The sequence below is a fragment of the Aeromonas sp. 84A genome, assembly GCF_051919345.1.
Lineage (GTDB): Bacteria > Pseudomonadota > Gammaproteobacteria > Enterobacterales > Aeromonadaceae > Aeromonas > Aeromonas veronii.
Window position 1 is genome coordinate 1,272,493 of the sequence record NZ_JBQBEW010000001.1, and the last position, 21,250, is coordinate 1,293,742.

Here is a 21,250-nt window from a genome sequence, read left to right on the forward strand (position 1 = left end):
GGTGAATGAGCGATCTTTGTTAAAGAGTGGCAACAAATTCATTTCATATAGGGTGCAACATTGTATACATTATCGGCGTTTCGGCGGCACGTCCGCCTTTGTCGATATCAGCCCTAGGGCGTACAGGAAGACCCCATATGTTCAAAGCTACTCAAGTGCTTGCCGCTGACTATATCCCCTCTGATCTGGCCGCCCTGCGCGAAGCCATCACCCAGAACTATGTGGTGGATGAAAATGCCTATCTGGCCGAACTGTCGGCCATGCTGCCGGGGGATGGCGCCTCGCTGGAGCAGGTGACCCAGCGTGCCCGTACTCTGGTGACCAAGGTGCGCAAGGAGAGCGGCTCCGGTGACGGTATCGACGCCTTCCTGCAGGAGTACAGTCTGGATACCCAGGAGGGGATTATCCTGATGTGTCTGGCCGAGGCGCTGCTGCGCATTCCCGATGCCGAGACCGCCGACGCCCTGATCAAGGACAAGCTCTCCGGCGCCAACTGGTCGTCCCATTTCCGCAAGAGCGACTCTACTCTGGTCAACGCCTCCACCTGGGGGTTGATGCTGACTGGCAAGATCATCAAGCTCGACAAGAAGCTCGACGGCAACCCGGCCAACCTGCTGGGGCGCATGGTCAACAAGCTGGGGGAGCCGGTGGTGCGTTCCGCCATGTACGCCGCCATGAAGATCATGGGCAAGCAGTTCGTGCTGGGTCGCGACATGAAAGAAGCCCTCAAGGCGAGCCGCAAATCCCGCGAGCTGGGCTACACCCACACCTACGACATGCTGGGTGAATCGGCACTGACCATGCAGGATGCCGACAAGTATCTGACTGATTACCGCAACGCCATCGAGGCGGTGGGCAACGAGCGGATCAGCGACGGCGGCCCGGCCCCCTCCATCTCCATCAAGCTTTCGGCGCTCCATCCGCGTTATGACGTGGCCAACCGTGAGCGGGTACTTGGCGAGATGTGCGAGCGGCTGGTGGGGCTGGTGCGTCTGGCCCGCGACAAGGATGTGGCCATCAGCATCGATGCCGAGGAGATGGACCGCCTCGAGCTGTCGCTGGACTTGTTCGAGCAGCTCTACCGCTCCGATGCCAACCGCGGCTGGGGCAAGCTCGGCATGGTGGTGCAGGCTTACTCCAAGCGCGCCCTGCCGGTACTCTGCTGGCTCACCGCGCTGGCCCGCGAGCAGGGTGACCTCATTCCGGTGCGACTGGTAAAAGGCGCTTACTGGGACAGCGAACTGAAATATGCCCAGCAGGCTGGCCTGCCCGGCTACCCGCTCTTTACCCGCAAGGCGGGCACAGATATCTCCTACCTCGCCTGCGCCCGCTACCTGCTGAGCGAGCCGACTCGCGGCTTTATCGCCCCCCAGTTTGCCACCCACAATGCCAATACCGTGGTCAGCATTCTGGAGATGGCCGGTGATCGCCAGTTTGAATTCCAGCGTCTGCACGGCATGGGGGAGGAGCTGCACAACGCCGTGCTGAACGACAATCCCGGCCTGCACTGCCGCATCTATGCGCCGGTCGGCGCCCACAAGGATCTGCTGCCCTATCTGGTGCGACGCCTGCTGGAGAACGGGGCCAACACCTCCTTCGTTCACAAGCTGGTGGATCCCAACACCCCGGTGGACTCGCTGGCCGAGCATCCGCTGCGCACCCTCAAGCGCTATTCCGGCTTTGCCAACGACCGGATTCCGCAGCCGGTGAACCTCTTCACCGACCGCAAGAACTCCAGCGGCGTCAACATGAACATCCTCTCCATCCAGCGCCCCTTCTTCGCCCGCTTGAAAGAGCTGGAGAGCAAGCAGTGGCTGGCAGGGCCCATCGTCGATGGTGAGACCCTCAAGCGCAGCGAAGCCCACACTGTGCTGAGCCCGCAGGATGTGAGCCTCACCGTCGGCAAGATCCACTGGGCCGACGAGCAGGCGGTGGAGCAAGCCTTGGCATCTGCCCACGCCGCCTTCCCGCGCTGGCGCGAAACCCCGGTGAGCGAGCGGGCCGCCGCGCTGGAGAAGCTGGCGGATCTGCTGGAAGCGAACCGCGAGCAGTTCGTCTCCCTCTGTACCCGCGAGGCGGGCAAGCTGCTGCAAGATGGCATCGATGAAGTGCGTGAAGCGGTCGATTTCTGCCGCTACTACGCGGTGCAGGCCCGCGGCCTGATGGGGCAGGCGACCCTGTTGCCCGGCTACACCGGCGAGCAGAACGAGCTGTTCCTGCAGGGGCGCGGGGTGTTTGTCTGCATCAGCCCGTGGAACTTCCCGCTGGCGATTTTCCTCGGCCAAATCGCCGCTGCGCTGGCCACCGGCAATACCGTCATCGCCAAACCGGCGGAGCAGACCGGCCTTATCGCACATCTGGCGGTGACGCTGGCCCATCAGGCCGGTATTCCGGGCGACGTACTGCAATTGTTGCCCGGTGACGGTGCTACCGTGGGGGCCAAGTTGACAGCCGATCCGCGCATTGGCGGCGTCTGCTTCACCGGCTCCACCGAGATCGCCAAGCTGATCAACATGACTCTAGCCCAGCGCGATGGTGCCATCCTGCCGCTCATCGCCGAAACCGGTGGTCAGAACGCCATGATCGTCGACTCCACCGCCCTGCCGGAGCAGGTGGTGCGCGACGTGGTGAGCGCTGCCTTCCAGAGCGCCGGTCAGCGCTGCTCGGCCCTGCGGGTGCTCTATCTGCAGGAGGAGATCGCAGAGCGGGTGCTGGAGATCCTCACCGGCGCCATGCAGGAGCTGAAAGTGGGCAACCCGGCCGAGCACAACACCGACGTCGGCCCGGTGATCGATGCTGATGCCAAGGCGGGGCTGGATGCCCATTTGGCCCGGATGATCCCGCGAGCTCGCCTGATTGCCCAGGCGCCGATGCCCGCCGCGACCATGGAGGGACACTTCGTTCAGCCGACCGCGCTGGAGATCGGCTCCATCCGCGAGCTGGCCAAGGAGCAGTTCGGCCCCATCCTGCACGTGGTGCGCTACGCCACCCGGGATCTGGACAAGGTGATCAGCGACATCAACGGTACCGGCTACGGCCTGACGCTGGGGATCCACAGCCGCAACGAATCCCACGCCGAGGAGCTGGCGAGCCGTATCAACGTGGGCAACGTCTACATCAACCGCAACCAGATCGGCGCCATGGTCGGGGTGCAGCCGTTCGGCGGGCAGGGGCTCTCCGGCACCGGCCCCAAGGCGGGTGGCCCTCACTATCTCGGGCGGTTTGTTACCGAGAAGACCCGAACCATCAACACCACTGCTGTGGGCGGCAACGCCTCCTTGCTGGCGATGGGCGATGCCTGATCCGCGTCGATATCGATAGAGGCCGGATACGGGATGCCGGATAACAACGGGCCGCCTTCGGGCGGCCTCTTTATTTGCACCATCATTTGCACCATCCGTTTTTTACGAATGGGACAATCGGCCACGGCGGGGTCGTCAGCGACCCGTGCTGGTCGTAAGATGGGAGTCATTCGCGCGGCGTTTGCCCCTTGGCGGGCCCGCCGTGGTCAGGGTTCTGTTTTAACGAGAGTGTTTATCTGATGTCATTAACCGAACAAGCCCGCTGGTTCGTGCTGGGGGGCGATCATCTGGTACTGCTCGATCAGCAGGGAGAGGTGCCACAAGGAAGTAAAGCGTGCCTGCCCGCAGCGCTGGCCGGTGCCCGTTTCGAGCGTTTTGATGAGTGGCAGGGGCTGCCCTGCTATCTGCTCGATCTGGGTGATGAGGCCGACACGAGGGCCATGAGCCCGCTGCGCCAGCTGATGGTGGCGGGAGACGAAGAGGGCTTTCGCCTCGCAGGTCGTGCCTGGCAGCTCGTTACCTTCCGCCGCACCCACCGTTTCTGCGGCGAGTGCGGCGCCCCCATGACCCCGAAGGCGGGGGAGTGGGCGCAGGTGTGCCAGCAAGGGCACAGCGTCTATCCGCGCATCTCCCCCTGCATTATCGTGGCGGTGCGCAAGGGGCCGGAGATCCTGCTGGCGGCTCATCGCCGTCACTACCAGGCGGACGATCCCATGTATACCGTGCTGGCCGGCTTTGTGGAGGCGGGGGAGAACCTCGAGCAGTGCGTGGCACGGGAGGTGTTCGAGGAGAGCGGCATCCGGGTGCGCAATGTGCGCTATGTGGCGAGCCAGCCCTGGCCCTTCCCCCACAGCCTGATGATGGGCTTTACCGCCGACTACGAGAGCGGCGAGATCCTGGTGCAGGATGACGAGCTGGTCGCAGCCGCTTTCTTTGCCGCCGACCGGCTGCCGCGTTTGCCGCCTCACGGCACCATTGCTCGGCGGCTGATCGAGTTGTCACTGGCTGGCTAGGGGTAACGGCGCTTATCTTTTCGCCAATCTTTTTGCACTTCTTGTTACAAGCGGGGCGGTCAGGTTTGCGCCCCTTCACATCTTTGCAACCGTGCGCCCATTTGCCACGTTTTGGGCAGTCCGATCCGGTGGGCAAAGTGGTATTATGACCGCCATTTTATGCGTGATACGAACTCAGGAACTGGGATGAAAGAGCTGAAGAACGATCGATACCTGCGCGCCCTGCTGCGTCAGGACGTGGACATGACCCCGGTATGGATGATGCGCCAGGCTGGCCGTTATCTGCCGGAATACAAGGCGACTCGCGCCCAGGCGGGGGATTTCATGTCCCTGTGCCGCAACGCCGAGCTGGCCTGTGAAGTCACCCTGCAGCCGCTGCGCCGCTACCCGCTCGATGCCGCCATCCTCTTCTCCGACATCCTCACCGTGCCCGATGCCATGGGGCTGGGTCTCTACTTCGAGCAGGGTGAAGGCCCGCGCTTCGAGCGTCCGATCACCTCCATGGCCGACGTGCAGGCGCTGCCCATTCCAGATCCGGAAGATGAGCTGGGCTATGTGATGAACGCGGTGCGCACCATTCGCCGTGAGCTGAAGGGCGAAGTGCCGCTCATCGGCTTCTCCGGCAGCCCATGGACTCTGGCCACCTACATGGTGGAGGGGGGCAGCTCCAAGGCGTTCACCAAGATCAAGCAGATGATGTACGCAGAGCCGCAAATCCTGCACCTGCTGCTCGACAAGTTGGCCGACAGCGTGATTGCTTACCTCAACGCCCAGATCAAGGCGGGTGCCCAGGCGGTCATGGTGTTCGACACTTGGGGCGGCGTGCTCACTCCGCGCGATTACCGCGACTTCTCCCTGCAGTACATGCACAAGATTGTCGATGGCCTGATCCGCGAGCATGACGGTCGCCGCGTGCCGGTCACCCTGTTCACCAAGAACGGCGGTCAGTGGCTGGAGCAGATCGCCGCCACCGGTTGCGATGCGCTGGGTCTGGACTGGACCACCGACATTGCCGACGCCAAGCGCCGGGTCGGCGACAAGGTGGCGCTGCAGGGCAACATGGATCCCTCCATGCTCTACGCTACCCCGGCTCGCATCCGTGAAGAGGTCGCCTCCATTCTGGCCGGTTTCGGTCACGGTAATGGCCACGTCTTCAACCTCGGCCACGGCATCCATCAGGATGTGAACCCGGATCACGCCGGTGTGTTTGTCAACGCGGTACACGAGCTCTCCGCCCAGTACCACGGTCGCTAAGGCCGGGGCGAGAGAAGAAGAGTTTGTTTGAAATCCGGGGCCGCAAGGCCCCGTTTTACATTAAAGAATGGCGCTGCGACACGAGAGCGTGGCGCCAGTGCAGGAGGCAAGATGAGCAGCAAGTCACTGGATTGGGGTATCGATCTTGGCGGTACCAAGTGTGAATGCGTGGTGCTGGAGGGTGACGAGGTGCTGCTGCGCCACCGCATCCCCACCGAGCGGGCGGGCGGTTATGAGCACATGATCGGCCAGATCGCCAAGCTGGTAGCTGAGTGCGCCGAGAAGATTGGTCAACGCCCGACCGTCATCGGCATGGGGACGCCGGGGGCGCGTGATCCGCAGACCGGCCTGATGAAGAACTGCAATACCACCGAGCTCAACGGCAAGCCGTTCAAGGAGGATCTGGAGCGCAAGCTGGGCGTGCCGGTGCTGATCGCCAACGATGCCAACTGCTTCGCGCTGGCAGAAACCCATCTCGGTGCAGTGCGTCAGCACCATCCCGATGCGAAAGTGGTGTTCGGCATCATCATGGGTACCGGGGTCGGCTCCGGCATCGTCATCAACGGCCAGATCCTCAACGGCCACCACGGCATCGCCGGTGAGTGGGGCCACAACGTACTTTCCCCTGATGGCCCCGAGTGCTACTGCGGCAAGCGCGGCTGCGTCGAGACCCTGATCAGCGGCCCGGCGCTGGAGGCCTGGTACGAGGCCAAGGCCAAGCGTAGCCTCTCGCTGGCGCAAATCGCGGCTGCCACCGCCCATGATCATGTGGCCAAGCTCACCATCGACCGGTTGCATCTGCTGTTTGGTCAGGCGCTGGCCAACGTGGTCAATATTCTCGACCCGGATGTGATCGTCATCGGCGGCGGGGTGGGCAATGTGCAGAGCCTTTACAGCGCCGGGCGGCAGACTATTTTGCCCTTCCTCTTTAATCCACGCTTCGCAACCCCCATTATTGCTCCTGCCCTTGGTGACAGTGCCGGGGTATTCGGGGCCGCACTGCTGGCCCGCGGTGAATTCAAGGAGGCCCTGCTGTCGTAGCCGGGGCTCTCGGGCGGCCGGTACGCCGCCCTGTTGCTGGTTCAAGGAAACGGATTCTCGATGATCAAGATTGCCATCAATGGTTACGGGCGGATCGGTCGCAACGTGTTGCGAGCCCTCTATGAAAGCGGGCGCGACAAGACCATCAAGATCGTTGCCATCAACGAGCTGGCGGCCCCCGAGGCCATGGTGCACCTGACCCGTTACGATACCAGTCACGGTCGCTTCCACCATCCGGTGCAACTGGCGGGCAACAGCATGCTGGTGGGGGAGGATCTCATCTCCCTGTTTGCCGAGCGGGATCCGTCAAAGCTGCCGTGGCGGGCGCTGGGGGTCGATGTGGTGCTCGATTGCACCGGGGTGTTTGGCTCGCGGGCCGATGCCGAGCTGCATCTGGCGGCGGGGGCGGGCAAGGTGCTCTTCTCCCACCCGGCGGATGCGGATGTGGATGCCACCGTGGTCTACGGGGTCAATCATCAGGTGCTGACGGGTCGCGAGCGAATCGTCTCCAACGCCTCCTGTACCACCAACTGCGTGGTGCCGGTGATTGAAACATTGCATCGAGAATTCGAGATAAATTGTGGTACTATTACGACAATTCATTCGGCCATGCACGATCAGCAAGTCATCGATGCCTACCACAGTGACTTGCGCCGAACCCGCGCTGCCAGTCAGTCCATCATTCCGGTGGACACCAAGCTGGCAAAGGGGCTGGAGCGTATCCTGCCCCACTTCGCCGGCAAGTTTGAGGCGATCGCGGTGCGGGTGCCGACCATCAATGTAACAGCGATGGATCTCAGTATTACTGTTCGTAAAAAAGTGACAGTTACTGACGTAAATCAAGCCCTGCAACGGGCATCCAGAGGTACATTACACGGTATTCTGGATTACACGGAAGAACCGCTGGTCTCCGTAGACTTCAATCATGATGCACACTCCTGCATCATTGATGGTACCCAGACCCGGGTGAGCGATGCCAACCTCGTCAAGATGTTGATGTGGTGCGATAACGAATGGGGCTTCGCGAACCGGATGCTGGATACCACCCGGGCCATGATGGCCGCAGGCTGAGCCTGCCCCGGGCGAAAGGTTACTGTTTTTAACATTACCTGGAAAATATAGAGGACTGAATATGTCTGTTATCAAGATGACTGACCTGGATCTGGCGGGTAAACGCGTTCTGATCCGTGCTGACCTGAACGTACCGGTAAAAGACGGCAAGGTCACCTCCGATGCACGTATCGTTGCGACTCTGCCGACCATCAAGCTGGCTCTGGAAAAGGGCGCCAAGCTGATGATCACCTCCCACCTGGGTCGTCCGACCGAGGGTGAATACAACGAAGAATTCTCCCTGGCTCCGGTTGTCAACTATCTGAAAGACGCTCTGTCCTGCCCGGTTCGCCTGGCCAAGGATTACCTGGATGGCGTAGAAGTCGCTGCCGGTGAGCTGGTTGTGCTGGAAAACTGCCGCTTCAACAAAGGCGAGAAGAAGAACACCGAAGAGCTGGCCAAAAAATACGCCGCCCTGTGTGACGTCTTTGTAATGGATGCGTTCGGTACTGCTCACCGCGCCGAAGGTTCCACCTACGGTGTGGCTCAGTTCGCTCCGGTCGCTTGTGCCGGCCCGCTGCTGGCGGGTGAACTGGAAGCGCTGGGCAAAGCCATGCTGAAGCCCGAGCGCCCGATGGTTGCCATCGTTGGCGGCTCCAAGGTCTCCACCAAGCTGACCGTTTTGGAATCCCTCTCCAAAATCGCTGACCAGCTGGTTGTCGGTGGTGGCATCGCCAACACCTTCATCGCTGCTGCCGGTCACAACGTCGGCAAGTCCCTGTGCGAGCACGACCTGATCGACACCGCCAAGAAACTGGCTGCCGAGACCAACATTCCTGTGACCACCGACGTGGTTGTAGGTGCCGAGTTCTCCGAATCCACTCCGGCGACCATCAAGTCCGTCTCTGACGTGACCGACGGCGACATGATCTTCGACATCGGCCCGGATTCTGCCAAGGCCCTGGCTGACATCATCATGAACGCCAAGACCATCCTGTGGAACGGCCCGGTTGGTGTATTCGAGTTTGACCAGTTTGCTGAAGGCACCAAGGTTATCGCTGAAGCCATCGCTGCTTCTCCGGCCTTCTCCATCGCTGGCGGTGGTGACACCCTGGCTGCTATCGACAAGTTCGGCATCGCTGACAAAGTCTCCTACATCTCCACTGGCGGCGGCGCCTTCCTGGAGTTCGTAGAAGGCAAGGTACTGCCGGCTGTTGCGATTCTGGAACAGCGCGCCAAAGCCTAATTGACCCGGAACGGGGGGCAAAAGCCTCCCGTTTCGTTTATCATGTGCCCGCTGTGCCGGTTCATGATGAACCCCCCATTTTTTATTAACGGCATACGAGACAGGACGATTAAACATGTCTAAGAAAATTTTCGACTTCGTAAAACCCGGCGTGATCACTGGTGATGACGTTCAGAAAGTGTTCGCCATCGCTAAAGAGAACGGCTTTGCTCTGCCGGCCGTAAACTGCGTTGGTACCGACTCCGTGAACGCCGTACTGGAAGCTGCCGCCAAGGTTAAAGCGCCGGTTATCGTTCAGTTCTCCAACGGTGGTGCCGTGTTCACCGCCGGTAAGGGTCTGAAGCTGGAAGGTCAGAAAGCTGCCATCCTGGGTGCCATCTCTGGTGCCAAGCACGTTCACGCTGTTGCCGAAGCTTACGGCGTGCCGGTAATCCTGCACACCGACCACGCTGCCAAGAAGCTGCTGCCGTGGATCGACGGTCTGCTGGAAGCGGGCGAGAAGCACTTTGCTGAAACCGGCAAGCCGCTGTTCTCCTCCCACATGCTGGATCTGTCCGAAGAGTCTCTGGAAGAGAACATCGACATCTGCTGCGAGTACCTGACCCGCATGGCCAAGATGAACATGACTCTGGAACTGGAACTGGGTTGCACCGGTGGCGAAGAAGACGGCGTCGACAACAGCCACATGGATCAGTCCGCTCTGTACACCCAGCCGGAAGATGTTGCTTACGCTTACGAGCGTCTGTCCAAGATCAGCCCGCGTTTCACCATCGCTGCCTCCTTCGGTAACGTACACGGTGTATACAAGCCGGGTAACGTCAAGCTGACCCCGTCCATCCTGGACGCTTCCCAGAAGTACGTTTCCGAGAAGTTTGGCGTTCCAGCCAAGTCTCTGGACTTCGTATTCCACGGTGGTTCAGGTTCCACTCTGGAAGAGATCCGCGAGTCCATCTCCTACGGCGTAGTGAAGATGAACATCGACACCGACACCCAGTGGGCAACCTGGGAAGGTCTGCTGAACTTCTACAAGAAGAACGAAGCTTACCTGCAAGGCCAGCTGGGCAACCCGGAAGGCGCCGACAAGCCGAACAAGAAGTACTACGATCCGCGCGTATGGCTGCGTGAAGGTCAGACTTCCATGATCGCTCGTCTGGAGAAAGCATTCTCCGACCTGAACGCCATCGACGTACTGTAATTCGTTACAGCACCTTGATTGCATGAAAAGGCGCCCTTCGGGGCGCCTTTTGCATTTCTGTGATCCGCACCGGTTGGTGAGTGGAGGGGGAACTGGGTATTATCGAAACAACTTTGCTTATTTTATTAAACAATTTGCAACCAAGGCAGGATGCTGAGTATGCAGGCAGGAAAGCACAACGGATATCAGGAGCACGTCGCCTCCTACTACGCGGCCACCCGCAACGACTCGCAACAGTGGCCCGAGCTGGAGGGGGAGCACAAGGCTGACGTCTGCATCATCGGCGGCGGTTTTACCGGTCTCAATACCGCCATCAATCTGGCTGATGCTGGTTACAAGGTCGCCTTGCTGGAGGCCAACCGCATCGGCTGGGGTGCTTCCGGGCGCAACGGCGGTCAGCTTATTCGCGGTATCGGCCACGATACCAGCCAGTTCGCCCGCTGGATTGGTGAGGAGGGGGTTCGCGAGCTCGACCTGATGGGGCTGGAGGCGGTGCAGCTGGTGCGCGAGCGGGTGGAGCGTTTCAATATCGACTGCGATCTCACCTGGGGCTACTGCGATCTGGCCACTCGTCAGCGCCATCTGGCTGGCTTTGAAGAGGATCTAGAGCATCTGGCGAGCCTCGGCTATGAGCACGAACTCAAGCTGGTCCCGCGTGAAGATATCCATACAGTGGTGGGGTCGGATCGCTACATCGGCGGCCTTATCGACATGGGCTCCGGCCACCTGCATCCTCTCAATCTTGCGCTCGGCGAGGCGCACGCCGCCGCCAGCCTCGGGGTCTCCCTGTTTGAACACTCCAGAGTGACCCATATCGATTACGGCAAGCAGGTCGAGGTGACCACGGCTCATGGCCGGGTCACCGCCGATTATCTGGTGATCGGCTGCAACGCCTATCTCAACGACCTCAATCCGGAGCTGGGGGGGCGGGTGCTGCCCGCGGGCTCCTACATCCTCGCCACCGAAGTGCTGGATCGCCGCTTGCGCCAGCGCTTGCTGCCGCAAAACATGGCGGTGTGCGATCAGAACGTGGCCCTCGACTACTACCGCCTCTCCGCCGATGGCCGCCTGCTGTTTGGCGGCGCCTGCAACTACTCCGGCCGGGATCCCCGCGATATCAAGGCCTTTATGTTGCCCAAGCTGCTGCGAGTCTTCCCCGAGCTGGCTGGCACTGCCATCGAGTTTCAGTGGGGCGGCATGATCGGGATCGGCGCCAACCGGCTGCCGCAGATTGGCCGCTTGAAGGAATACCCAAACGTGCTCTACGCCCAGGCCTATTCGGGTCACGGCCTCAATGCCACCCATATGGCGGGCAAGCTGGTGGCCGAGGCGATCCGTGGCGAGAGCCGGGGCTTCGATCTCTTTGCCAGTGTGCCCCATATCACCTTCCCCGGCGGCCCGGCGCTGCGCTCCCCGCTGCTGGCACTAGGAATGTTGTGGCACCGGATGAAGGATATCTTCTGACTCCGATTGTCAGCCGGCACAGTGCTGGCTGAACTAAGCCCCCTTGCCAGCCCTTGTTTATAGCGGGTTAGCACTATCGTTCCGTCTGATAGACCAAAAGATGCATTCGCGCCAATCTCGTCCGGTTGGCGCTATCTTTTAGGTGTGAGTGCGGTTATCTGCCAAGGGGCAAGGGGTTGTCAGATTGCCGGAATATTTGCCGAGAAAGGGCCGAGGACGGGGAGAGGAGGGCCAAGATGGAGATAAATGTGGTCGCGTCAGGCGGGCTCAGCCCGCTGGCGCAACGGCAGGGTTCTTCCGCTGTGCAGGCACAAGAGAGGGCTGCAACTTCACCATCAACAGGCAGTGACAGCCTGGTGCGCGACCTTGGCGCTGTGCTGGATGAGCTGGGGCTGTCATCGCAAGGAGAGAGCAGCGGCGGTGGCACTGTTTCAATCAGGGATTCGCTGGAAGCGTTCATCAACACCATGATGGGCTCCCTGCAACAGCAGCAGGAGCAACAGCTGGCATTGCAGCAACAACAGCGGCAAGAGCAGGAACAGCGCAAACTCGTCATCGCCGACAGCAGCGAAAACCCGCTCAAGCGGGATCTGGAGCGCCTGCTGGAGACGCTGGATCAACAGGGCGGACAGGGAAAAGAGAGCGAGCAAGGAGTCGAGCTTGAAGCGGTCAACCCCTTGCAGAGCCAGCTGACCAAGCTGCTGGAGAGCAGCGGTGCGGCAGAGAGCGGGGTCACCCTCAAGGAGGTGCTGTCAGGGTTGGCCAGCAAGCTGCCGAGCGAACCTGCAGAGCGAAAAGGGTATCGGGTCGATACCCAGGTTTGAGCTGGTTGGCAACGGTAGGAGAGTCGTTGCAGAGCATAAGGGGCGGAAAGCGCTTTATTGGGCCGGTTCCGCCAGCCGCCACCCCTGTTCGTCCTTCATCATCCACACCTCGGCCTCTTGTGGCAGCACCTGGCCCGCCTCGAACTCGCCATATTTACGCTCGAGCTCCATCAGCCCCATCTCCTGCTGGAAGGGGCCAACCCGGTCGTAGACCAGGTCCTCGTCGTGCAACACCTGCAACTGATCGAGCCCCTGCTTGAAGTGGAGCTGGTAACTCACCTTGACCAGATAGACCCCCTCCATCCGCTCCTCCTTGCCGAGGATGGTGAAGTCGCTGATATCGAACAGGTTGGCGTCTGTCTCGGCCAGCAGCTTGGCGGTGACCTGCTGGCGGATATCCTCTTCACCGGGCCCTGCACTGCAGCCATAAAGCCAGAGGGCTAGCAGGGGGATGAACCACTTTTTCATCAAAACTCCGGACAAGTGCAAAACGAGAGGGGCGATTGTGCCACGCGAATGCGCGGCGGCAAACCTCGGCTCACGGTTCCAGTGAACGTTCCAGCACGATGGCCTCGGCCCGATAACCAGCCAGCTCGCGGCGATAGCACTCGGTGAACCCTCTGCGCAGCCAGAAGGATAGAGCACTCTCATTGCTGGCAATCACTGACAGGCGAAGCCGGGTAGCCCCCCATGAGCTTGCCATCGTGCAGGCGTGAAGATAGAGCGACTGACCACGGCCACTCCCTTGCCAGGGTTCCCCCACCAGTAACAGACCCAGATAGGCGGAGTCTGGATTGGGGTAGCCGCGCAGCAGATCAATGACAGCGGTGAGTTCTCCCTGCTCCCAGCGGCCGATGAGATGTTTGTCGGAGAGAGGCAGGCCGGATGGGCAGGCGACAAGTTCCTCTTCTCCTGCCTGTGCAGAGAGAGGGTCATTGCTCACCGCCGCCTGATAGGAGGGGGCCTGCTCGAACAGCCGCTGCAAGGCAGGTGCATCGCTTGTCTGCAGCCGACGCAACTCAGTGTGCATCACTTACCATCTCGAGATGTTTGGCAAAGGGGATAGGCCCCATAAAACCGGTGACCCGCTGCCCTGTCAGCTCCTTGCCCTCGCGGTCGAAGAAGATCAGGGTCGGCAGCCCCAGCACATTGAGGCCGTTGAGCAGCTCGATATCGGCATCGTCGTTGGCGGTAACATCCGCCTGCAGCAGCACCATCTGGCCGAAGCGCTCCCGCACTGCGGGATCACTGAAGGTCTTGTGCTCGAACTCCTTGCAGGCGACGCACCAGTCGGCGTAGAGGTCGAGCAGCACCGGCTTGCCGCGGGCGGCGGCCAGCTGCACCTTGAGATCAGCCAGGGTCTTGATGCGGATAAACTGCGGTGCCGTTTGACCGGCATCCGCCGTGATGGCAGCAGGGGGGGCGGTTGCAGCAGATCCTTGCCCACTACCACGGCGCTGATCATCGCCAGCAACAGCACGAAGCCGCGCACGCTTCTGGCCACCGAGTGGGGCTGGTGCTGGTTGTGGTGATAGAGATAGCCGCACAGCAGCAGCCCCCAGCCGAGCCAGGCGAGGGTAGTAACTTGATCGCTCCAGAGTCGTGACAGCAGCAGGATCGGCACCGCCAGCAGGGCAAAACCAAACAGCTGCTTGATCACATCCATCCAGGCGCCCGCCTTGGGCAGTAGCTTGCCACCCGAGGTGCCGAGCAGCAGCAGCGGTAGCCCCATCCCGAGCGAGAGGGCATAGAGCGCCGCCCCGCCGAGCCAGAGATCGCCGCTCTGGGCCACGTAGATCAATGCCCCCGAGAGCGGCGCCGTGGTGCAGGGGGAGCAGACCAGCCCGGAGATCATCCCCATGATGGCGACCCCGACCACAGAGCCCCCCTGCTGGCGGTTGGAGAGGCCGGAGAGACGGGTTTGCAAACTGCTCGGCAGTTGCAGGGTGTAGAGGCCGAACATGGAGAGGGCCAGCAGCACGAACATCACCGAGAGGCCGATCAGCACATAGGGGTGTTGCAGCGCCGCCTGGAATTTCAGCCCTGCCGAGCGACTACCAGCCCCAGCAGGGTGTAGGTGACCGCCATCCCCTGCACATAGACCAGAGAGAGCAGGAAGGCGCGACCGGTAGAGAGGCGATGGCCGGCACCGGCGATGATGCCGGTCAGAATGGGATACATGGGGAAGACGCAGGGGGTGAAGGCGAGCCCCAGCCCCAGCGCGAAGAAGGCGACGATGCTGAGCCAGAACCCCTGATGGCCGAGGGCAGCGGCCAGCTGATCCTGCTGGCTAACCGGTGCGACGCTTTGTGCCGTTTCCGCAGTGGATGCTGTGGTTGCCGTGACCAGCGGGGCCACATCGATCAGCTTGTCGGTCGGCGGATAGCAGAGGCCGTCGGTACAGCCCTGATAGCGCACCCGCAGGGTGGCGCCGTCGCCTACCTCCTTCAGTGGCACCACGATGCTCACCTGCTGGTAGTAGACCCGGGTCTTGCCGAAGAAGTCATCCTCGTGCTCGGTGCCTTCTGGCAGGGTCGGCTCGCTGAAGGTGAGACTGTTCCCCTTGAAGCGCAGGCTGTGGCGATAGAGGTAGTAATCGTCGGCGATGTGGAGGGTCAGCAGCAGCTGATCGCCGCGCTGTTCGCTCTCGATCTGAAAGGCCTCATCGACCTGCAAAAATTTGGGTTTGGCATTGGCCTCAATGCCCAGCGAGCTGAGCAGATCGGCGCCGCTGGCGTGGGCTGGGGCGCTGCCCACCGCTGTCATCAACAGGGCACAGAGCAGCAACAGGGGGGAGAGCAAGCGGGTGAATGTCATTCGGTCTCCCCATTGAGCCAGTCGAGATAGGCAGGTAGTCCGGCACTCACCGGCAGGGCCAGCAGCTCGGGCACCTCATAAGGGTGATTGGCTTGAATACATGCCTGCAGCTCGGCAAAGCGCGATTGGCGGGATTTGATGATGAGCTGGATCTCGGTGGCGCGCTCCACCTTGCCTTGCCAACGATAGACGGAGGTGACGCCCGGCAGTTGATTGATGCAGGCGGCCAACCGCTGGTTCAGCAGCTGCTCGCAGAGAAGGTCGGCACTGGTTTGATCTGGGCAGGTGCAGAGCACCACAATGGCGTCGGTCATAAAGCGGATCTTCACCTCGTTGGGGTAAACCGGGCAGGCGCCCTTGCCGTCTCATCCCTGTCTGCGGATGAAGGTGAAAAAAGCGCCCGAAAATCAGCGGCTACTATACCCCAGAGGCGCTTCAAATAGCATCTGTAGCCATTTGTGAGCCAGCGCCAAAAATTTGTGGGGGGCATGAGATAGACGCTGTCATGGGGACAGGGCAGAATGAGCGGGCTTGTTCCCAATTGACGTAAGGAAATGTATGACCCAACAGAATGAGCAGCAGAGAAACCGCATGTTGAGCCTGCTGCGCGAAGGTGAGCGCCGCATGTTGGTTCAATTGGCCGGGCTGCTGCGCACGACCGCCGATGAAATCAATGCCGAGCTGGAGAAAGAGGAGCTGATGGCCACCCTGGAGCAGCCCATCACGGTGGAGTATCTCAACGGCGTGGTGCAGCACCATCTGTTCGAGCGCAAACACAAGGGAGATATGGCGGTTGCCCAGCAGATCCTGAGCGATTATCAGAGCGAGCTGGAAGCGCTGCAGGCCGCTCAGGCGCAGCCTGAAGAGGCTGTCGCAACTGACGAGAGCGGCGAAGAGCTCAAGGCCCAGGCTTGAGCGACGGGCAGGCCTGAATCCTTACCTCTGAATCAGCCGGCCTGCCAGCGCTGACCCCTCTTGCGGCCCCATCATGTCTGCCATGATGGGGCCGTGTCGTTTCTTCTGTTGCCTTCCCTTGTTGACCTTCACTTCTCGGTTTCAATCCAACTGATTCGTGCCTTAGCGCGCCTCTTGGGGCATGCCGTGCGGCACTTCGCGAGGGATGGGGAACACCTTGTCATAGCCCCAGTTGTAGACGAAGGCATAGATCAGATAGAAGACGACGAAGCCCAGATCCAGCACCAGCGCCTCCAGCAGGCTGACGCTCAGCCACCAGGACATGACCGGCAGCGCGACGATCAGCAGACCGCCCTCAAAGCCGAAGGTATGCAGCACCCGTTGCCACAGGGTCTTGTGGGTATGGCCCTGATATTTCAGCAGCAGCTTGTCGACCCCGATGTTGTAGATGTAGTTCCAGACGGTGGCCAGCACCGAGAAGAACAGTGCCAGCGGGCCCATATGGTTGAGCCCGACCCCGGTAACCCAGCTGGCCAGCGGGGCGGCAATCAGCAGGCCAATAAATTCAAAGCCAATGGCATGGCGCAGGCGATCGTTACGGGTACGCATAAGTCACTCTCTCAATCAGGTTCATTCACGAATTGCAGGTTAATCTATAGATATTTAGTGATAGATTCATGTTGGTATCCATCGCTAAAATAGATGGATTAGAGAGCTTGCCGGAGGGCCATAAGATGACGCCATCACTGGAACAACTGAGGGTCTTGTTGGCGGCCGCCGAAACCGGCTCGTTTTCCGCTGCCGCCCGCAAGCTGGGCAAGGCGCAGTCGGTGGTGAGCAGCGCCATCGCCAATCTGGAGATCGATCTGGCGCTCACCCTGTTTGACCGCAGCGGCCGCTATCCGCAGCTGACGGAGGCGGGGTCCCGCATGGTGCAGGAGGCGGGGATCCTGCTGGCGCAGAGTGAACGGTTGCAATCCATTGCCGGGGAGCTGGCGGCCGGGGTGGAGACGCGCCTCACTCTGGCCATCGATGATGACTCCCACCTCCCCTGGCTCGGCACCCTGCTGGAGGAGTTCGCCACTCGTTACCCGACCGTGGAGCTGGAGCTGCTCTTCCCGCTGATGGAGGATGTGACCGAGATGCTGGTGACCGGTCGGGCCCAGCTCGGCATCAGTTATCAGAAGGTGCATCCCCAGCGGGAGATTGTCGCCCGTTCGCTGGGGGAGGTGACCATGCCGCTGGTGGTGTCACCGGATCATCCGCTGGCTCGCAAGCAGCCGCTGCGGGAGGTCGATCTGCAGGGGGCTCGTCAGCTGATGGTGACCGGCCGACGGGAAGGGAGCGAGCGCCAGCGGTTTCGCATTTCGGCTCAGGTGTGGTGGGTCGAGGGGGATCTCGGGGTGCTGGAGCTGGTCAAGCGGGGCCTTGGCTGGTCCGCCATCCCGGAATTTCTGCTGCATCAGCCGTTGGCTCGAGGCGAAGTGGTGGTGCTGGAGCCGGACTTTATCGCCAGCCACGCGCTGGCGCTGGAGTTGCAGTGGCATCGCGCCCGCCCGCTGGGGCAGGCGGGGCGCTGGCTGAAGGAGGCACTGCTGGCGCGGGTGCCTCGATAGCCGACCTTACTCGGTCAGGGCGTAAGGCAGGGGTTGCAGGGTGAGGCGGGAGCCTTCGTCCTGCTTGAGGCGGAATTGGGCATCAGCCTCGGTATCTTTTGGTAGCACGGCGGTGAGCCACACCTGCCCGGCCTGTTGCCAGGCGTTGAGCACCATGCCGCTACGGCGCCAGTTGTCACCCAGTTGCAGCTCAAGGGTATCGCCGCTGGCGACCGGCTCGCCGGTGGTGCCCGCCAGCAAGAACAGGGCGCGATTGTTGGCGCCGCGATACTTGGCGCGGGCCACCGTCTCCTGCCCCATGTAGCAGCCCTTGTTGAAGCTGATGCCATCCAGCGCCTGCAGGTTGAGCATCTGCGGGATGAACTCCCCCTGATGCACCGCCTCCATGTGCGGCAGACCCGCCTTGATCTCGAGCCCCCACCAGAGTGACTCGTCACCTTGCGGCAGGGCGTCGGCTTGCTGATTGCTCACCAGCAGCCAGCGATCCTGTTCGATCTTCACCGCCATGCCGCCAGCGACCAAACCGCTCTGCTCCAGACCAAACTGCGCGGCGACCCACGCATCTGTGCCCTTGCCAGCCAGACCGGTGGCGTGGCGTTCATCGGCGGCGATCTCGACCTTGGAGAAGACGGCAAATTTCTTCAGCTCCGGCAACTGACGTTCCAACACTGAAGGGCTGGTCAGCAGCAGCAGGCTGTCGTTGAGGCAGAGCAGGCGGAAATTGCTCCACAGCTTGCCCTTGGGATTACAGTGGCCGCCCGGGGTCTGTTGCCCCGGTTGCAGGGCGTTGACATCACAGGTGACCTGACCTTGCAGATATTTGACGCGATCCTGGCCGCTGATACGGGTGATGGCCAGCTTGGTCAGGGGGAAGCGGGTCGGCTCGGCAGGAAAAACAGGTGGTTGCAGGCTCACGATGGTATTCCAGAGAGAAAGTATGTGAGCTGCATGGTAAAGACGTAACTAATGTTTGTCAGCCGGAAAATCCAGCTGGTACCATCCCCCGGTCTTTGTAAGGAGAGTGCCATGTTGAGCCCAGTTGAAAAATCCCGCCTGAAGTGGGCCTGCCGTCGCGGTATGCTCGAGCTGGATGTGATCTTTATGCCCTTTTTCGAACACGAGTTCGACTCCCTGAGCGAAGCCGATCAGCAGACCTTTATCCGCCTGCTGGCGAGCGACGATCCGGATCTGTTCAAATGGTGCATGGGTCATGGTGTCCCTGCCGATCCCGCATTTGCCGCAATGATCCCGATGATCCTGGAGCGCAATCAGGCGCGCCACGACCGCCAGGGGTAATACCGTGGAGCGGGTGATCATGACGGTTCACCCCTCCCGCCATCAGCAATATTTGCTGGTGGCCCTCTTTCTGTTGTTGCTCTGGCCGGTGGCAGGTCTGATTGCCGGTTGGCAGTGGGCGCTGTTGCTGCCCGTCTGGCTGGCGGCGCTCTGGCTGAGCTGGCGTGCGCTTGCCGAGCCCCCGTTCGAGCTCGTCTGGGATGGCCAGTGGCTACAGTGGCAAGGTCGTCGCTATCAGCTTGACAAGAAAAGCCGCATTCTGCCCGGTGTGCTCAGGCTGGCGCTTTGTCCCGAGCAGCAAGAGAGTGGAGCTGTGTCGCCACGGCAACTGTGGCTCTTCTCCGACGCCCTTCCCCCCGAACATTACCGCCTGCTGGCACGAGCCATCCACTTTCTGCCGTCCCGGTACTGACGGAGTTTTCCCCGTGATGACCGTGTGCTGAGTTATCGCGATAAGCCGCAGCTATGTGGTTGAAGGTACTCTTTTTGTGGCTGAAAAGCGGTTGAAAACAAGTGACCCCGCCGGGGCGGGGTCACTGATTGCTGCAACGCTTTGCGGGAAAGGGATTAATCCCGCTCCGGGGTCAGCACGGTCGGTTTGGAGTCCGGCAGCATATCTGGATGATCCAGGTTGTAGTGCAGGCCGCGCGACTCCTTGCGCTGCAGGGCGCAGTTGACGATAAGTTCGGCCACCTGCAGCAGGTTACGCAGCTCCAGCAGGTTGTTGGAGACGCGGAAGTTGGCGTAGTACTCCTGCACCTCCTGCTTGAGCAGGTCGATGCGGCGCTTGGCGCGGGCCAGGCGTTTGTTGGTACGCACTATCCCCACGTAGTCCCACATCATCAGCCGCAGCTCGTGCCAGTTATGCTGGATCACCACCAGTTCGTCGGAATCTTCCACCTTGCTCTCGTCCCACACCGGCAGGCGTGGCGGCTCCACGCTCATCGGCAGCTTGGCCAGAATATCGGCCCCCGCCTGATGGGCATAGACCACGCATTCCAGCAGGGAGTTGGAGGCCATGCGGTTGGCGCCGTGCAGACCGGTGTAGGTCACTTCACCTATGGCGTAGAGGCCGGGGATATCGGTCTGGCCGTTGTTGTCGATCATGACGCCGCCACAGGTGTAGTGGGCGGCCGGCACGATGGGCATCGGCTCCTTGGTGATGTCGATGCCAACCGCGAGGCAGCGCTCATAAATGGTCGGGAAGTGCTTGATGATGAAATCGGCCGGTTTGTGGCTGATGTCCAGATACATGCAGTCCGCCCCGAGCCGCTTCATCTCGTGGTCGATGGCGCGGGCGACGATATCGCGCGGTGCCAGCTCGGCCCGCTCGTCAAACTCCGGCATAAAGCGGCTGCCGTCCGGGCGGCGCAGATAGGCCCCCTCGCCACGCAGGGCTTCGGTCAGCAGGAAGTTGGGGTCGTCCGGGTGGAACAGGCTGGTGGGGTGGAACTGGTTGAACTCCAGGTTCGCCACCCGGCAGCCGGCCCGCCATGCCATCGCGATGCCATCGCCAGAGCTCACATCCGGGTTGGAGGTGTACTGGTAGACCTTAGAGGCGCCACCGGTGGCCAGCGCCACGAAACGGGCACGGATCACCTCGACCTGCTCGGCGTTGCGGTTCCAGACGTAGGCCCCCAGCACCTTGTTGCCCGGCAGGTTGAGCTTGCGGGTGGTGATGAGGTCGACCGCGTTGAAGCGCTCCATCAGCTGGATATTGGGGTGAGCACGGACCTGATCGATCAGGGTGAGCTGCACCGCCTTGCCGGTGGCATCCGCCGCGTGGAAGATGCGGCGATGGCTGTGGCCACCTTCGCGGGTGAGGTGGTACTGGGATTCGCCGTCGGCGTTCTCCTCCTGATCGAAGGGGACCCCCTGCTGAATGAGCCACTGGATGGATTCGCGGGCGTGGCGAGCGGTGAACTCGACCACTGCCGGGTCACACAACCCGGCGCCCGCGTTGAGCGTGTCGCTCACGTGGGATTCGATGCTGTCGGTTTCGTCGAAAACGGCAGCGATGCCTCCTTGCGCATAGAAAGTGGCCCCTTCACTGATGGGCCCCTTGCTCAGAACCAGGACTTTGGCGTGGTCTGCCAATCGCAACGCGAGGGACAAACCAGCGGCACCGCTGCCAATGATCAGTACATCGCAAAGGTATTCAACACTTGCTTTCATAAGTATCATTGGCCTGGATTAAGAACTGGCACCATGGTAGCC

At 61.3% G+C, this 21,250-nt stretch carries 19 protein-coding genes and 1 pseudogene; 13 read left to right on the forward strand and 7 right to left on the reverse strand.

Features of this window, described 5'->3' with window-relative positions:
* Nucleotides 1–137: 137 nt before the first annotated feature.
* The 9 genes from putA to ACTG20_RS06085 all read left to right on the forward strand — a co-directional run bounded on the left by putA (nt 138) and on the right by ACTG20_RS06085 (nt 12,389).
* The gene (gene putA / locus ACTG20_RS06045) at nt 138–3,302 is read left to right on the forward strand and encodes a bifunctional proline dehydrogenase/L-glutamate gamma-semialdehyde dehydrogenase PutA (RefSeq protein WP_194494525.1); all 3,165 of its coding nucleotides are present in this window, start codon (nt 138–140) and stop codon (nt 3,300–3,302) included.
* A gap of 239 nt (nt 3,303–3,541) precedes the next feature.
* Nucleotides 3,542–4,315, forward strand: coding sequence for an NAD(+) diphosphatase (gene nudC / locus ACTG20_RS06050; RefSeq protein ID WP_194494524.1), 774 nt, complete (start codon nt 3,542–3,544; stop codon nt 4,313–4,315).
* Nucleotides 4,316–4,501: 186 nt separating this feature from the next.
* On the forward strand, nt 4,502–5,569 hold the full coding sequence (gene hemE / locus ACTG20_RS06055; protein WP_194494523.1) for a uroporphyrinogen decarboxylase: 1,068 nt from the start codon (nt 4,502–4,504) through the stop codon (nt 5,567–5,569).
* A 111-nt stretch (nt 5,570–5,680) separates the two neighbouring features.
* Nucleotides 5,681–6,610, forward strand: a complete 930-nt coding sequence (locus ACTG20_RS06060) for an ROK family protein (protein WP_194494522.1) — start codon at nt 5,681–5,683, stop codon at nt 6,608–6,610.
* A 60-nt stretch (nt 6,611–6,670) separates the two neighbouring features.
* Nucleotides 6,671–7,681 carry an erythrose-4-phosphate dehydrogenase gene (gene epd / locus ACTG20_RS06065; protein WP_042080032.1) on the forward strand — a complete coding sequence of 337 codons (1,011 nt, stop codon included), beginning with the start codon at nt 6,671–6,673 and terminating at the stop codon, nt 7,679–7,681.
* A 61-nt stretch (nt 7,682–7,742) separates the two neighbouring features.
* Nucleotides 7,743–8,906, forward strand: coding sequence for a phosphoglycerate kinase (locus ACTG20_RS06070; RefSeq protein ID WP_005335436.1), 1,164 nt, complete (start codon nt 7,743–7,745; stop codon nt 8,904–8,906).
* Nucleotides 8,907–9,021: 115 nt separating this feature from the next.
* The gene (gene fbaA, locus ACTG20_RS06075) at nt 9,022–10,101 is read left to right on the forward strand and encodes a class II fructose-bisphosphate aldolase (protein ID WP_005340963.1); all 1,080 of its coding nucleotides are present in this window, start codon (nt 9,022–9,024) and stop codon (nt 10,099–10,101) included.
* A 159-nt stretch (nt 10,102–10,260) separates the two neighbouring features.
* The gene (locus ACTG20_RS06080) at nt 10,261–11,565 is read left to right on the forward strand and encodes an NAD(P)/FAD-dependent oxidoreductase (protein ID WP_194494521.1); all 1,305 of its coding nucleotides are present in this window, start codon (nt 10,261–10,263) and stop codon (nt 11,563–11,565) included.
* A gap of 236 nt (nt 11,566–11,801) precedes the next feature.
* A complete protein-coding gene (locus ACTG20_RS06085) occupies nt 11,802–12,389 on the forward strand; it encodes a hypothetical protein (RefSeq protein WP_194494520.1) in 588 nt (195 codons plus the stop codon).
* Nucleotides 12,390–12,443: 54 nt separating this feature from the next.
* On the opposite strand, the gene ACTG20_RS06090 is transcribed toward ACTG20_RS06085, so the two are convergent.
* The 4 genes and pseudogenes from ACTG20_RS06090 to cutA form a co-directional block, all read right to left on the reverse strand.
* On the reverse strand, nt 12,444–12,857 hold the full coding sequence (locus ACTG20_RS06090) for a hypothetical protein (RefSeq protein WP_042080037.1): 414 nt from the start codon (nt 12,855–12,857) through the stop codon (nt 12,444–12,446).
* Nucleotides 12,858–12,927: 70 nt separating this feature from the next.
* Nucleotides 12,928–13,419 carry a GNAT family N-acetyltransferase gene (locus ACTG20_RS06095; protein WP_194494519.1) on the reverse strand — a complete coding sequence of 164 codons (492 nt, stop codon included), beginning with the start codon at nt 13,417–13,419 and terminating at the stop codon, nt 12,928–12,930.
* Nucleotides 13,409–15,206, reverse strand: a pseudogene (locus ACTG20_RS06100) (protein-disulfide reductase DsbD). Before ACTG20_RS06100 ends, ACTG20_RS06095 begins: the two are co-directional and overlap by 11 nt.
* A complete protein-coding gene (cutA, locus tag ACTG20_RS06105; protein ID WP_040068025.1) occupies nt 15,203–15,520 on the reverse strand; it encodes a divalent-cation tolerance protein CutA in 318 nt (105 codons plus the stop codon). Before cutA ends, ACTG20_RS06100 begins: the two are co-directional and overlap by 4 nt.
* A 244-nt stretch (nt 15,521–15,764) precedes the next feature.
* Between cutA and ACTG20_RS06110 the strand changes: the two genes are divergently transcribed.
* Nucleotides 15,765–16,121 (forward strand): hypothetical protein, encoded by a 357-nt coding sequence (locus tag ACTG20_RS06110; RefSeq protein WP_069529227.1) that lies wholly within the window; start codon nt 15,765–15,767, stop codon nt 16,119–16,121.
* 162 nt (nt 16,122–16,283) lie between these two features.
* On the opposite strand, the gene ACTG20_RS06115 is transcribed toward ACTG20_RS06110, so the two are convergent.
* Nucleotides 16,284–16,730, reverse strand: coding sequence for a PACE efflux transporter (locus ACTG20_RS06115; protein WP_047436069.1), 447 nt, complete (start codon nt 16,728–16,730; stop codon nt 16,284–16,286).
* Nucleotides 16,731–16,855: 125 nt separating this feature from the next.
* On the opposite strand from ACTG20_RS06115, the gene ACTG20_RS06120 reads away from it, so the two are divergent.
* Nucleotides 16,856–17,737: a LysR family transcriptional regulator gene (locus ACTG20_RS06120; RefSeq protein WP_194494517.1), complete on the forward strand. Its 882-nt coding sequence runs from the start codon at nt 16,856–16,858 to the stop codon at nt 17,735–17,737.
* Between the two features lie 6 nt (nt 17,738–17,743).
* On the opposite strand, the gene ygfZ is transcribed toward ACTG20_RS06120, so the two are convergent.
* Entirely contained in the window at nt 17,744–18,652 is a 909-nt protein-coding gene (gene ygfZ, locus ACTG20_RS06125) for a tRNA-modifying protein YgfZ (protein WP_194494516.1), read from the reverse strand.
* Nucleotides 18,653–18,763: 111 nt separating this feature from the next.
* Between ygfZ and ACTG20_RS06130 the strand changes: the two genes are divergently transcribed.
* Entirely contained in the window at nt 18,764–19,033 is a 270-nt protein-coding gene (locus ACTG20_RS06130) for an FAD assembly factor SdhE (RefSeq protein ID WP_005335417.1), read from the forward strand.
* 19 nt (nt 19,034–19,052) lie between these two features.
* Complete coding sequence (locus ACTG20_RS06135) at nt 19,053–19,445, forward strand: protein YgfX (protein ID WP_194494515.1); 393 nt, start codon at nt 19,053–19,055, stop codon at nt 19,443–19,445.
* Nucleotides 19,446–19,600: 155 nt separating this feature from the next.
* Here ACTG20_RS06135 and nadB read toward each other — a convergent pair whose 3' ends face one another.
* Complete coding sequence (nadB, locus tag ACTG20_RS06140) at nt 19,601–21,208, reverse strand: L-aspartate oxidase (protein ID WP_005335413.1); 1,608 nt, start codon at nt 21,206–21,208, stop codon at nt 19,601–19,603.
* Between the last annotated feature and the right edge of the window lie 42 nt (nt 21,209–21,250).

Bases quoted from the DNA above. Each gene is read 5' to 3' on its own strand.
- nadB (WP_005335413.1), bottom strand. From the start codon at position 21,208: ATGAAAGCAAGTGTTGAATACCTTTGCGATGTACTGATCATTGGCAGC.
- putA (WP_194494525.1), top strand. From the start codon at position 138: ATGTTCAAAGCTACTCAAGTGCTTGCCGCTGACTATATCCCCTCTGAT.
- ACTG20_RS06135 (WP_194494515.1), top strand. From the start codon at position 19,053: ATGACGGTTCACCCCTCCCGCCATCAGCAATATTTGCTGGTGGCCCTC.
- fbaA (WP_005340963.1), top strand. From the start codon at position 9,022: ATGTCTAAGAAAATTTTCGACTTCGTAAAACCCGGCGTGATCACTGGT.
- ACTG20_RS06080 (WP_194494521.1), top strand. From the start codon at position 10,261: ATGCAGGCAGGAAAGCACAACGGATATCAGGAGCACGTCGCCTCCTAC.
- epd (WP_042080032.1), top strand. From the start codon at position 6,671: ATGATCAAGATTGCCATCAATGGTTACGGGCGGATCGGTCGCAACGTG.
- hemE (WP_194494523.1), top strand. From the start codon at position 4,502: ATGAAAGAGCTGAAGAACGATCGATACCTGCGCGCCCTGCTGCGTCAG.
- ACTG20_RS06095 (WP_194494519.1), bottom strand. From the start codon at position 13,419: ATGCACACTGAGTTGCGTCGGCTGCAGACAAGCGATGCACCTGCCTTG.
- ACTG20_RS06115 (WP_047436069.1), bottom strand. From the start codon at position 16,730: ATGCGTACCCGTAACGATCGCCTGCGCCATGCCATTGGCTTTGAATTT.
- ACTG20_RS06060 (WP_194494522.1), top strand. From the start codon at position 5,681: ATGAGCAGCAAGTCACTGGATTGGGGTATCGATCTTGGCGGTACCAAG.
- nudC (WP_194494524.1), top strand. From the start codon at position 3,542: ATGTCATTAACCGAACAAGCCCGCTGGTTCGTGCTGGGGGGCGATCAT.
- cutA (WP_040068025.1), bottom strand. From the start codon at position 15,520: ATGACCGACGCCATTGTGGTGCTCTGCACCTGCCCAGATCAAACCAGT.
- ACTG20_RS06130 (WP_005335417.1), top strand. From the start codon at position 18,764: ATGTTGAGCCCAGTTGAAAAATCCCGCCTGAAGTGGGCCTGCCGTCGC.
- ACTG20_RS06110 (WP_069529227.1), top strand. From the start codon at position 15,765: ATGACCCAACAGAATGAGCAGCAGAGAAACCGCATGTTGAGCCTGCTG.
- ACTG20_RS06085 (WP_194494520.1), top strand. From the start codon at position 11,802: ATGGAGATAAATGTGGTCGCGTCAGGCGGGCTCAGCCCGCTGGCGCAA.
- ACTG20_RS06090 (WP_042080037.1), bottom strand. From the start codon at position 12,857: ATGAAAAAGTGGTTCATCCCCCTGCTAGCCCTCTGGCTTTATGGCTGC.
- ACTG20_RS06120 (WP_194494517.1), top strand. From the start codon at position 16,856: ATGACGCCATCACTGGAACAACTGAGGGTCTTGTTGGCGGCCGCCGAA.
- ACTG20_RS06070 (WP_005335436.1), top strand. From the start codon at position 7,743: ATGTCTGTTATCAAGATGACTGACCTGGATCTGGCGGGTAAACGCGTT.